The sequence below is a fragment of the Pseudomonas moorei genome (genome assembly GCF_042846945.1).
In the GTDB taxonomy this organism is placed as follows: Bacteria; Pseudomonadota; Gammaproteobacteria; order Pseudomonadales; family Pseudomonadaceae; genus Aquipseudomonas; species Aquipseudomonas moorei.
Genome location: NZ_AP035776.1, coordinates 814,253 through 826,006, shown reverse-complemented (window position 1 = coordinate 826,006; position 11,754 = coordinate 814,253). Strand labels below are relative to the sequence as shown.

Genomic DNA, 11,754 nt, shown 5'->3' with positions numbered 1-11,754 from the left:
TCTGTGGATAAGATGTTCGCTTACCGCTACAGGCCATATAAAACGTGCCTCTCACGTGTTTGGTCAAAAATTGATCGAATCGTCTTTTTTATCTGTTCCATCTCCCGCAAATGCAGAAATTACGCGGCTTTCAGCGGTTTTCCACAGAGGCGCAGAAGTTTCCCCCAAAGTCTGTTGGTGCTTCTGTGGATAAGGTGTTTGCCATCCGCTACAGGCTAAGTAATACGTGGTCTTCATGGATTTGGTCAAAAATTGATCAGGCGCGGCGGGAAACCGTGATTCCGGATAAGTCACGGATTTTCTTCGGTTTCTGTGGAGAAAATTTCGAACCTGTCCACAGTTGTCCCCATTTGCTGTGGGTGGAGATGTGGATAACTTGTTCGCGAAAGGCTGGGAGGCGCGCACTGTATAGCGCCGAACGGAATAGATCATATTTCGTACAGTGCTAAAGGGAAGAGGGTAATGGCGGGAGTAAACGTCGCGAGCAGGCTCCTGGAGGAGCGAGCCTGCTCGCGATGGTCGTGAACGATAACGCGGGGTATCAGTTATCCCGCGGTGCTCATGCGTCCATCGTGAGCAGGCTCCTAGAGAGTGGGATATTTAACCTTGGACAGGGACACCTTTGAGGTAAGGCGCCGGCTCAGCCCCCAGATTGTTCAGCATCCGCTCGCTGTACCAGTCCACGAAGTTCACCACGCCAAACTCATACGTCTTGGAGTAAGGGCCAGGCTGATAAGCGGTGGAGTTGATGCCGCGCTGGTTCTCTTCGGCCAGGCGACGGTCCTGGTCGTTGGTGGCGTCCCAGACTTTGCGCATGCGCTCTACGTCGTAGTCCACGCCTTCGACGGCGTCCTTGTGCACGATCCACTTGGTGGTGACCATGGTTTCCTGGGCGCTGATCGGCCACACGGTGAACACGATGATGTGGTCGCCCATGCAGTGGTTCCACGAGTGCGGCAGGTGCAGGATGCGCATGGAGCCCAGGTCGGGGTTTTTGATGCGGCCCATCAGCTTGGCGCAGCCTTGTTTGCCGTCCATGGTCATCGACACGGTGCCCTTGAGCAGCGGCATGCGTACGATGCGGTTACGCAGGCCGAAGCTGGCGTGGGCGTAAGGGATCTTCTCGGCTTCCCAGGCAGCGGCGGAGGCGGCGACATGGTCCTTGAACGCCTGGTCGGCGCGCGGGTCGGTGACGTCGTCCCATTCCAGCAGGGTTTTCAGCAGTTCCGGGTGTGAGCCGCCGCAGTGGTAGCACTCGCGGTTGTTTTCCAGCACCAGTTTCCAGTTGGCTTTTTCCATCAAGGTGGTTTGCACCGCCACCTTGGTGTTTTCCATGTCGTACGGTTCCATGTAATGGCTGAGCGTCGACAGGAAGTCGTCGATGGCCGGCGGGTTGTCCGCCAGGCTGATGAAGATGTAGCCACCCGCGGTTTTCACGTTCACCGGCTTGAGGCCGTACTGGTTCATGTCGAAGTCGGCGCCCATCTCGGTGCCGGCGAACAGCAGGCGACCGTCGAGTTCGTAGGTCCACTGGTGGTAGTGGCAGACCAGTTTGGCGACCTTGCCCTTGTCGCTGGTGCACAAGCGCGAGCCACGGTGACGGCAGACGTTATGGAACGCATGCACGACGCCTTCGGCGCCACGGATCACGATGATCGGGTTCTTGCCGACCTGCAGCGTCAGGTAGTTGCCCTTGGTGGGGATCTCGCAGGTCATGCCGGCGATCAGCCACTCTTTCTGAAAGATTTCCTGCATGTCGATATCAAACAGGCGCTCGTCAGAGTAAAACGGCTGCGGCAGCGAGAACGTGCGCTCGCGCTCTTGCAGCATCTGGGCGGTGGCCTTGCGTGCGGGTTCCAGCGGATCGCCCAGGCTCAGGGTAGTAGTGACGTCCATCGTTTAATCCTCAAGGCCATCTGCGTGGCCGGCGAAAGTGGCTAATCAGGTGTGCTGCTCAGGTTTGCTACGCAAGGTGTAAAGGTTGTGTCTTGGTATGGGGCGAGTGTGGGGCCGGCGCTGGCCAGAACCTTATCCATGGGCGACATGGTGCAATCTGTTCCCGACGCGCAAGCCCCGGTAGTTGGGGGCTGGTCGCGATAAGCATGTGAATGTCGCAGATAGGTAAATGGGTGGTTCGCGCTATACGCAGAATCGCCATCATGAAGGCCGACAGTCGGCCGTGGAGATCAGCATGTCCAACAACTTCCTGAACCCGGTAACCACCCAGACCTGGGCCAATGGTCGGCACATCGTCCGTTGCGTCAAAGTCATCCAGGAAACCTGGGATGTGCGCACCTTTTGCTTCATGGCCGACCAGCCGATCATGTTCTTCTTCAAGCCGGGGCAGTTTGTCACCCTGGAGCTGGAAATCGAAGGCCAGCCGATCATGCGTTCGTACACCATTTCCAGCTCGCCATCGGTGCCGTACAGCTTTTCGGTGACCATCAAGCGCGTGCCGGGCGGCAAGGTTTCGAACTGGCTGCACGACACCCTGCACGAAGGCTACGAACTGGCCGTGCACGGTCCGGTCGGGCTGTTCAACGCGATCGACTTCCCGAACCCTAAAGTGCTGTACCTCAGCGGCGGCGTTGGCATCACGCCGTGCATGTCCATGGCGCGCTGGTTCTTCGACACCAACGGCAATGTCGACATGGCGTTTATCCACAGCGCCCGTTCGCCGAAGGACATCATTTATCACCGCGAGCTGGAACACATGGCAGCGCGGATCGAGAATTTCAGCCTGCACCTGATTTGCGAAAAACATGGCTTCGGCGAGCCATGGGCTGGTTATCGCGGTTATTTGAACCACAAGATGCTGGAACTGATGGTCCCGGACTTCCTAGAGCGCGAAGTATTCTGCTGCGGCCCGACGCCGTACATGAATGCGGTCAAGCGCCTGCTGGAGAACGCCGGCTTCAACATGAAGCACTATCACGAGGAGTCCTTCGGCGCCACGCCGCCGGAGGCGATCGCCGATGCTGTGGAGAATGCCGAGCAGGCCGCCGATGCGCCGGAGGTGGATGACGCAGATCTGCATGAGGTGGAGTTCATTGCCTCGGGCAAGAGCATTCGCGTGGCACCGGGCGAGACCGTACACGCCGCTGCCGCGAAAGTCGGCCTGATGATCCCGAAAGCCTGCGGCATGGGCATCTGTGGCACGTGCAAGGTACTGAAACTGGGCGGCGAAGTGGAGATGGAGCACAACGGCGGGATCACCGAGGAAGACGAGGCCGACGGGTACATTTTGTCGTGCTGCAGCGTGCCGAAGGGGGATGTGCGGATCGAGTTCTGAGAGCAGTCTGTAGGCATTGGCCGATCTCCCCGCAGGGGAGATCGAAGGGGGATTAATGGTTGGTTTTAAATTAGTTTGAATGTGGCGAGTAAGCCAAAGCCCATGAATGTAAAGCCGAAAATTTTCTGGTATCTATGCAGTGTAAGTAGTGTGCGTTTTAGTTTTGGTGGGGAATTCTGAATATCTTTTGTGCTTAATTTTCCTTGGTATTAAACAAGGCCTAGCCAAGCAACCAAACCCAGGCACATCATTACGGCCCAGAATATAAAAACGTATTTATGCAGGGTAATTAAGTTTTGCCTTAGCTTGTGAGGGAACTTTTCCATGTCTTTTGCGCTAAGTGTTCCGGCGTGAATGTAAATTTCGGGATTTCTCATGATGCCGAAAATTTCGCCCATCATGTAGATTCGCCCCCATGGTCCTCCGTGCCATAGCATTATGATTCGGCTGGAAATTGAACTGTTTGTCAAATGGTTTAATATTGTTCCGGTTTTTGTTTTGGCGACGTATAACATAATTCCAAGCAGGATGAAGATGCCTGTGAAATCTACAATGCCAATCAATAAAAATATGATTTCTGAAGTGCGAAGGGTCATTTAACAACCTTATAAACTATCTCTGCGAGCTCTTTACCGCCCTTTTCGCCAATAACACCCCCTGCATAGGACCCAACGCCTGCTACTAGAGCACCGCAAAGGACAGTACCGAGCCCCCCTGTCGGAACGCCAACCCCCACGCAAATCGTCGCGGCAGCTAAGTTCGTCATTGCGCCGGTAACTATTCCGCCACCCAACCCACCCAAAAAACTTCCGCTCTCAGTGAACTTCGCCTTTTCACAAGCCACGGAACTTCCATTCCGACAAACATCCTGAACCTTCATGACTGACGCTCCACCGCCCACAGCTGTGCCAATCCAACCACCATATTTGACGTATTGCGATGCTTTGGTGAGGGCCTGAATATGAGTGGCATAACCGGGAACCTGGCCGATGCCGCCGGCTTTTCTCCAGCGGTGCAAAAGGTGAGGGTGATCAATGCCAAGGGCGGTTTTAAGGTTTGGATGATCCGGCAAGCCAATACTCCTCTTGGTCAACGTGGTGAGTTCTCCGTCAAGGCGTTTGAGTAGGCGGGCGCGCTGCTTCTTGAATGCCTTTGAATTCAGACGACCATTTGTCTGGAGGGTGCTTGTGTACAAGGCCTCCATGTCTTTCAGGATGGTTTTTACCCCGTCCAGGTGATTGGCCGCCATGGCTGTGCCTACACCGATCACTTGCGACCCGTTAGTGAGCGTTCTTTTTATCACCTCATAGTGCTGCGCCATAAAGTCGGCTTCCTCCACCGTCAGCGGCTCCAGCACTGTGCTGACAATTTTTGCGGCCTGCATCAACAACGCTTCCTCATAAGTACATTGCTGATTATTCGGATCACTCAGCACAATCATCGACCCGGCTTTTACTTGATCCAGATTCGGATTCAGGGTTTTGAATTTGGCGATGACGGCGGGGGAGGCGGAGCTGAATAGCTGGGCCTCCAGTTTTTCAGCGGTCGTGCTCTTGGGGACGATGTAGAAGCCCGGTTGCTCGGGTTCCGGGAGGGGCGCAGGCCAGCGCTCGCGGGGGAAGAAATTCAAGTCGGGGACCGGGTGCGGCGACGGGGCTGCCTCGACCGAGTTGGCTGTGTTGGCGGCATTCGTTTTGAGATTTTGTGCGTGAACATGCCTCAGTAAACGCTCGGAGTCCGGTTTCAATCCTGGTTGCGTGAGCCTTGAAGTTGGCATTCTTTCAATCGAATCGACGATCGCGTGGGGGCCTTTGCGTGTGACAACTTGCGCCTGGATGAGCAGATCACGCTGCTCTCGGAGCAACGCCTGTATGCCTTGTTCCGGGGTTTTTCGACCTTGCGCGACATCGTCGGCAATGCGCTTGGCGTACCAGGCCACTTCCTGATTGAACTGCATGCGCGGTATGCCATGGGGCAGATGGCGGGTGCTGAGGGTATGGGCCTGCGCAATCAGTTTTTTTGCGGCGCCGTTGACGTCCCAGACGTCATAACGATAGGAGGTCACCCCTCTTCGCCCCACGAACTGTGGCCGCTGGTTCCTGCTGTGTGGTGGATCCAGGTGATATCACGATAACGGATGGCGAGATGTTCTTGAGGTTCTGCGTCGTTTTGCATGATCGCGTGAGGCACTTCAAGCGTCAGGTCAACAATGACGCCGCCACTGATCGCTACGGAATAAAACTTCTCCTGCTGACCAGACGAAGACACGCGATAGAAACGAAGCGTGCATTCGATTTCTTCTCTCTTTGAGAGTGCCTGGGCCAGTAGCGGTGAGGATTTATCGATGGCTTTGGTGATGATGACCGGGTTGTGTGTGGATTTATTGTTGTTCCCGATATTGGACATGTTGTGGTTGAAAGACAGCAGCATGATTTCATCGGTGTGCGCGGCTTGAAACTTGTTCCCGATGGACGCTGGGGTTGAGCAACCGGCGGAGATGAGTCCTTGAATCTTTCCGGTGATGGTCATGTAGCCGGGGTTCGCCATAAGTAACACTCCTTGTCGTCAAGAAGGCAGTTTACGACGATGAATCGAAGCGTTTATGTAGTCCGTTTCCGAAAAAACCTAATGGAGTCAGTGCGTGCAAGCTGTCACCGATCCCGACGGGCAGGATCGGTGTTTAACGCGTTCAGTCGATAAACAGATCCGGCATCAGCGTGTCGCTGGTGCCCGGTGCGAACCGATAGTGTTCGAACTCGGTCACGCCGTTCTCCCGCAATATTTCCTCATCAATCAACAACCGCCCGGTCAGGCTGCGATTCGCGCTGCTCAGAATCACATGTGCCGCGTCGGCCATGATCGCGGGCGTCCTGGCGTGCTTGAACGACTCCCGTGACCCCAGCTGAAACTCGATGGCGGCGGTGGCGATCATTGTTTGCGGCCACAGCGAGTTGACGCTGATGCCGTAGTGCTTGAATTCCTCGCTCATGCCCAGCGTCAGCATGCTCATGCCGTACTTGGTCACGGTGTACGGGCTGTATTGGGCGAACCATTGGGTCGCCAGGTTCAGTGGTGGCGACAGGTTGAGGATGTGCCCGGCGGACTTCTTCAGGTAGGGCAGCGCGGCCTGGCTGCACAGCAGCACGGCGCGGGTGTTGATCTGGTGCATGAGGTCGAAGCGCTTGAGTTCGATGTGCTGCACACCGGTCAACTTGATCGCCCCGGCGTTGTTGACCAGTGCATCGATGCCGCCGAAATGTTCGTTGGCCTGGGCCAGGGCCTGGTGCACGGCGACTTCATCGCGCACATCCACTTGCAAGGCCAGCGCCTTGCCACCCGCGTTTTCGACTTCCTCGGCCACGCTGTAAATGGTGCCGGGCAGCTTGGGGTGCGGTTCGGCGCTTTTGGCGGCAATCACAATGTTTGCGCCATCGCGTGCGGCCCGAAGGGCGATCTCCCGACCAATCCCGCGACTGGCGCCGGTAATGAACAGCGTTTTGCCTTGAAGGGACATGCTTGCGCTCCTGATTATTGTTATGAGAGCGGATGGGCTCGACAAACAATGTAGACGAAGTCTTCAGGTGCGAATGATGAGGGTGAGTGGGTTGGGCTTTTGTGGGAGCTTGCTCGCGATGGCGGTGTGTCAGCTGACATCATTGTTGGATGGGCTGGCCTCATCGCGAGCGAGCTCGCTCCCACAGGGGGCAGTGCAAACCAAGGTTGTTAGTGCGACATCACTTCACGGATGTCCCTGGCCAATTCCCGAACGCGTTCTTCTTCGGTGTCCCAGGAGCACATGAAGCGTGCGCCGCCGTTGCCGATGAATGTGTAGAAGCGCCAGCCCTTGGCGGTCAGCGCGGCGATGGCCGGTTCCGAGAGTTGCAGGAACACGCCGTTGGCCTGCACCGGGAACATCAGTTCCACGCCGGGAATGTCGCTGACCAGCTCGGCCAGCAATTGCGCGCAACGATTGGCGTGGTTGGCGTATTTGAGCCAGGCGTCGTTTTCCAGGATCCCGACCCAGGGCGCGGAGAGGAAACGCATCTTCGACGCCAGTTGCCCGGCCTGTTTGCAGCGGTAGTCGAAGTCTTCGGCCAGTTTGTGGTTGAAGAACAGGATCGCTTCGCCTACGGCCATGCCGTTTTTCGTGCCGCCGAAGCACAGCACGTCGACGCCGGCCTTCCAGGTCAGGTCCGCTGGCGAGCAGCCGAGGAACGCGCAGGCGTTGGAGAACCGCGCGCCGTCCATGTGCAGGTTCAGGCCCAGTTCCTTGCAGGTGGCGCTGATGGCGCGGATTTCGTCCGGGGTGTAGACGCTGCCGACTTCGGTGGCCTGGGTGAGGGTCACGACGCGGGGTTTCGGGTAGTGGATGTCCTGGCGCTTGAGAGCGACTTCGCGGATCGATTCCGGAGTCAGCTTGCCGTTTTCGGTGCGGGCGATCAGCAGTTTGGAGCCGTTGGAAAAGAATTCCGGCGCCCCGCATTCGTCGGTTTCGACGTGGGCGGTTTCCGAGCAGATCACGCTGTGATAGCTCTGGCACAGCGACGACAGGGCCAGGGAGTTGGCTGCGGTGCCGTTGAAGGCGAAGAACACTTCGCAGTCGGTTTCGAACAATTTGCGGAAATAGTCGGACGCGCGAGCGGTCCATTCGTCGTCGCCGTATGCGCGCTGGTGGCCATGGTTGGCCTGCTCCATGGCAGCCCAGGCTTCAGGGCAAATGCCGGAGTAGTTGTCGCTGGCGAATTGTTGGCTCTTATCGGTCATGGCCTGCTTCCGTGGTCGAGACGCCTATGGTGAAGTGTCTCGTGGTCAATGATGGTGCGCACTTTACCGAAGATCGTCCGGGGAGCACACGGGATGTCACTGTCTGAAAAATACGGGGATGCCGGGCAATTATGCACCTGGCGATGCACATGACACAGCGGCAGTTAAAGCCGCGCGACGGTGCACTCGATTTGCTCAAGTGGCTGGCGCTGCTGAGCATGGTGCTCGACCACCTGCGCTATGTCGGTTATTCCGTCGATCTGCTGTATGTGCCGGGGCGCCTGGCGTTCCCGTGGTTTTGCCTGGCGATGGCGGCGAATCTGGCTCGCGCGCCGACCGTGAACACCCAGGGGCAATGGCGCTATCTGGGCTGGTTGCTGCTGTTCAGTGCGCTGAGCGAAGTGCCTTACCGGATGTACATTCCCGATCCCGACACCTTGAACGTGTTGCCCACCCTGGCCTTGGGCCTGCTGGTGGCACGGGGCTGGCAAACGCGGGGGCTTCAGGCGCGACTGTTGGCGGTTGTCGCTCTGCTGCTGGCGGTGGTGTTCTGGTCGCGATTGATGTTCGGTTTCTTTGGTGTGCTGTTGCCGCTGGCGCTGTTGCTGGTGATCCGTCGTCCCTGGTATTTCGCGCTATTGCCGGGGCTGGTTTGTCTGGCGGCCAATCAATGGCAAGTGCTGTATTACGCCGCACGGCTGGGCAACCCCGCGGCCCTTCCGGCCATCGTCACCTGCCTGATCGCGCCCTGGCTGGGGCTGTTCTTGTTGCGACATGCCAAGGGCGTAAAACCACCACCGATGCGGCGTTGGGCTTATGCCCTCTATCCGGTGCATTTCCTTGTGCTGCTACTCGTCCGCCAGTTCGCCGTATAACCCTGTGGGCGCTGGCTTGCCAGCGAATAGCGGTGGACCCGTCGCCATCAAGGCTGGATGTGACGCCGTCATCGCTGGAAAGCCAGAGCCCACAGGGTTTCTCACTGATTTGAGAAGAGCGGCCGCCCCGTCATTTCCCGCCATGTCGTAAACGCACCTTTACGTGGCGTCCGTAGGCATTTGGCCTGCCTGCGCCGGTCATACCATCGCTATCAAAGGGCACTGCCGAAACACCGGTGCCTTACCGAGACGAATGGCGCATAGATGCCGCTGGGAGAGACGCGATGTTCAGCAAGCAAGACCAGATCCAGGGTTACGACGATGCACTGCTGGCGGCGATGAATGCCGAGGAGCAACGTCAGGAAGATCACATCGAGCTGATCGCGTCGGAGAACTACACCAGCAAACGGGTCATGCAGGCCCAGGGCAGCGGCCTGACCAACAAATACGCCGAAGGCTATCCGGGCAAGCGCTACTACGGTGGCTGCGAGCACGTGGACAAGGTTGAAGCCCTGGCGATCGAACGCGCCAAGCAACTGTTCGGTGCCGACTACGCCAACGTGCAGCCGCACTCCGGCTCTTCGGCCAACAGCGCCGTGTACCTGGCCCTGATTCAGCCAGGCGATACCATTCTCGGCATGAGCCTGGCCCACGGCGGTCACCTGACCCACGGTGCCAAAGTGTCGTCCTCGGGCAAGCTGTACAACGCGGTGCAGTACGGCATCGATACCAAGACCGGTCTGATCGACTACGACGAAGTCGAGCGTCTGGCCGTCGAGCACAAGCCGAAGATGATCGTCGCCGGCTTCTCCGCCTACTCCAAGACCCTGGACTTCCCGCGTTTCCGTCAGATCGCCGACAAGGTCGGTGCACTGCTGTTCGTCGACATGGCTCACGTGGCCGGTCTGGTTGCCGCCGGTCTGTACCCGAACCCGCTGCCGTACGCTGATGTGGTCACCACCACCACCCACAAGACCCTGCGCGGTCCACGTGGCGGCCTGATCCTGGCCAAGGCCAACGAAGAGATCGAGAAGAAACTCAACGCCGCGGTATTCCCCGGCGCCCAGGGCGGCCCGCTGATGCACGTGATCGCCGGTAAGGCGGTGTGCTTCAAGGAAGCGCTGGAGCCAGGCTTCAAGGCCTACCAGCAACAAGTCATCGATAACGCCCAGGCCATGGCCGGCGTATTTATCAAACGCGGCTACGATGTAGTGTCCGGCGGCACCGATAACCACCTGTTCCTGGTCAGCCTGATCCGTCAGGGCCTCACCGGCAAAGACGCGGATGCAGCACTCGGTCGCGCCCACATCACCGTGAACAAGAACGCTGTCCCGAACGACCCGCAGTCGCCGTTCGTGACCTCCGGCCTGCGCATCGGCACCCCGGCGGTAACGACCCGTGGCTTCAAGGTCGCTCAGTGCACCGAGCTGGCCGGCTGGATCTGCGACATCCTCGACAACCTCGGCGATGCCGATGTCGAGGCCAACGTCGCCAAGCATGTGGCAGCCCTGTGCGCGGACTTCCCGGTTTATCGCTGAGTGCGGTTTTGGAGTAAATGACTATGCAACGCTACTCGGGCTTCGGCCTCTTCAAACACTCTCTCAGCCACCACGAAAACTGGCAGCGGATGTGGCGCACGCCGACCCCTAAAAAGGTCTACGACGTGGTCATCGTCGGCGGTGGCGGGCATGGTCTGGCGACCGCCTACTACTTGGCCAAGGAGCACGGCATCACCAACGTGGCCGTGGTCGAAAAAGGCTGGCTGGGCGGCGGTAACACCGCGCGCAACACCACCATCGTTCGCTCCAACTACCTGTGGGACGAGTCGGCGCACCTGTACGAACACGCGATGAAGCTGTGGGAAGGCCTGTCCCAGGACCTGAACTACAACGTGATGTTCTCCCAGCGCGGCGTCTACAACCTGTGCCATACCCTGCAGGACATCCGTGATTCCGAGCGTCGGGTCAGCGCCAACCGCCTCAACGGCGTCGATGGCGAACTGCTCGATGCCAAGCAAGTGGCCGACGAGATTCCGTACCTCGACTGCTCGAAGAACACCCGCTACCCGGTGATGGGCGCTACCGTCCAGCGTCGCGGCGGCGTGGCTCGTCACGATGCCGTGGCCTGGGGCTTTGCCCGGGCCGCCGACGCACTGGGCGTGGACCTGATCCAGCAGACCGAAGTGATCGGTTTCCGCAAGGAAAACGGCGTGTGCATCGGTGTCGAAACCAACAAGGGCTTCATCGGCGCCAAGCGCGTCGGCGTGGTCACCGCCGGTAACTCCGGGCATATGGCCAAGCTGGCCGGTTTCCGTCTGCCGATCGAATCCCACCCGCTGCAAGCGCTGGTGTCCGAGCCGATCAAGCCGATTATCGACAGCGTGATCATGTCCAACGCCGTACACGGTTACATCAGCCAGTCCGACAAGGGCGACCTGGTGATCGGCGCCGGTATCGACGGCTACAACGGCTACGGCCAGCGTGGTTCGTACCCGGTGATCGAGCACACCATCCAGGCCATCGTCGAAATGTTCCCGGTGCTGTCGCGCGTACGCATGAACCGTCAGTGGGGCGGCATCGTCGACACCACGCCGGATGCATGCCCGATCATCTCGAAAACCCCGGTACCGAATATGTTCTTCAACTGCGGTTGGGGCACCGGTGGCTTCAAGGCAACACCTGGCTCGGGCAACGTGTTTGCCGCGAGTCTGGCCAAGGGTGAAATGCACCCGCTGGCCGCCCCTTTCTCCATCGACCGTTTCCACAACGGTGCGTTGATCGATGAACACGGCGCTGCTGCGGTTGCCCACTAACAGGAGAAATC

Annotated in this window: 10 protein-coding genes; 4 read left to right on the top strand and 6 right to left on the bottom strand. The window is 58.4% G+C overall.

Annotated features, from left to right (window positions below):
• Window positions 1–600: 600 nt before the first annotated feature.
• The gene (gene gbcA / locus ACGJAX_RS03955; RefSeq protein ID WP_090325846.1) at window positions 601–1,896 is read right to left on the bottom strand and encodes a glycine-betaine demethylase subunit GbcA; all 1,296 of its coding nucleotides are present in this window, start codon (window positions 1,894–1,896) and stop codon (window positions 601–603) included.
• A gap of 295 nt (window positions 1,897–2,191) precedes the next feature.
• On the opposite strand from gbcA, the gene gbcB reads away from it, so the two are divergent.
• A complete protein-coding gene (gene gbcB, locus ACGJAX_RS03950; RefSeq protein ID WP_247254500.1) occupies window positions 2,192–3,292 on the top strand; it encodes a glycine-betaine demethylase subunit GbcB in 1,101 nt (366 codons plus the stop codon).
• Window positions 3,293–3,501: 209 nt separating this feature from the next.
• On the opposite strand, the gene ACGJAX_RS03945 is transcribed toward gbcB, so the two are convergent.
• From ACGJAX_RS03945 to ACGJAX_RS03925, 5 genes are all read right to left on the bottom strand, one after another.
• On the bottom strand, window positions 3,502–3,888 hold the full coding sequence (locus tag ACGJAX_RS03945; RefSeq protein WP_390957464.1) for a hypothetical protein: 387 nt from the start codon (window positions 3,886–3,888) through the stop codon (window positions 3,502–3,504).
• Entirely contained in the window at window positions 3,885–5,357 is a 1,473-nt protein-coding gene (locus ACGJAX_RS03940) for a hypothetical protein (protein ID WP_390957462.1), read from the bottom strand. Before ACGJAX_RS03940 ends, ACGJAX_RS03945 begins: the two co-directional genes overlap by 4 nt.
• The gene (locus ACGJAX_RS03935) at window positions 5,354–5,839 is read right to left on the bottom strand and encodes an Hcp family type VI secretion system effector (protein ID WP_248916698.1); all 486 of its coding nucleotides are present in this window, start codon (window positions 5,837–5,839) and stop codon (window positions 5,354–5,356) included. Before ACGJAX_RS03935 ends, ACGJAX_RS03940 begins: the two co-directional genes overlap by 4 nt.
• 142 nt (window positions 5,840–5,981) lie before the next feature.
• Window positions 5,982–6,806 (bottom strand): SDR family oxidoreductase, encoded by an 825-nt coding sequence (locus tag ACGJAX_RS03930; protein WP_390957461.1) that lies wholly within the window; start codon window positions 6,804–6,806, stop codon window positions 5,982–5,984.
• 209 nt (window positions 6,807–7,015) lie between these two features.
• Entirely contained in the window at window positions 7,016–8,056 is a 1,041-nt protein-coding gene (locus tag ACGJAX_RS03925) for a low specificity L-threonine aldolase (RefSeq protein WP_090325840.1), read from the bottom strand.
• Window positions 8,057–8,187: 131 nt separating this feature from the next.
• Between ACGJAX_RS03925 and ACGJAX_RS03920 the strand changes: the two genes are divergently transcribed.
• From ACGJAX_RS03920 to ACGJAX_RS03910, 3 genes are all read left to right on the top strand, one after another.
• Window positions 8,188–8,931 carry a TraX family protein gene (locus ACGJAX_RS03920; RefSeq protein WP_390957460.1) on the top strand — a complete coding sequence of 248 codons (744 nt, stop codon included), beginning with the start codon at window positions 8,188–8,190 and terminating at the stop codon, window positions 8,929–8,931.
• Window positions 8,932–9,215: 284 nt separating this feature from the next.
• Window positions 9,216–10,469 (top strand): serine hydroxymethyltransferase, encoded by a 1,254-nt coding sequence (gene glyA, locus ACGJAX_RS03915; RefSeq protein WP_090325837.1) that lies wholly within the window; start codon window positions 9,216–9,218, stop codon window positions 10,467–10,469.
• A gap of 23 nt (window positions 10,470–10,492) precedes the next feature.
• Window positions 10,493–11,743: a sarcosine oxidase subunit beta gene (locus tag ACGJAX_RS03910; protein ID WP_007980419.1), complete on the top strand. Its 1,251-nt coding sequence runs from the start codon at window positions 10,493–10,495 to the stop codon at window positions 11,741–11,743.
• Window positions 11,744–11,754 lie beyond the last annotated feature (11 nt).

Coding starts and splice junctions, on each gene's coding strand:
- gbcA (WP_090325846.1), bottom strand. CDS start 1,896: ATGGACGTCACTACTACCCTGAGCCTGGGCGATCCGCTGGAACCCGCA.
- gbcB (WP_247254500.1), top strand. CDS start 2,192: ATGTCCAACAACTTCCTGAACCCGGTAACCACCCAGACCTGGGCCAAT.
- ACGJAX_RS03945 (WP_390957464.1), bottom strand. CDS start 3,888: ATGACCCTTCGCACTTCAGAAATCATATTTTTATTGATTGGCATTGTA.
- ACGJAX_RS03935 (WP_248916698.1), bottom strand. CDS start 5,839: ATGGCGAACCCCGGCTACATGACCATCACCGGAAAGATTCAAGGACTC.
- ACGJAX_RS03930 (WP_390957461.1), bottom strand. CDS start 6,806: ATGTCCCTTCAAGGCAAAACGCTGTTCATTACCGGCGCCAGTCGCGGG.
- ACGJAX_RS03925 (WP_090325840.1), bottom strand. CDS start 8,056: ATGACCGATAAGAGCCAACAATTCGCCAGCGACAACTACTCCGGCATT.
- ACGJAX_RS03920 (WP_390957460.1), top strand. CDS start 8,188: ATGCACCTGGCGATGCACATGACACAGCGGCAGTTAAAGCCGCGCGAC.
- glyA (WP_090325837.1), top strand. CDS start 9,216: ATGTTCAGCAAGCAAGACCAGATCCAGGGTTACGACGATGCACTGCTG.
- ACGJAX_RS03910 (WP_007980419.1), top strand. CDS start 10,493: ATGCAACGCTACTCGGGCTTCGGCCTCTTCAAACACTCTCTCAGCCAC.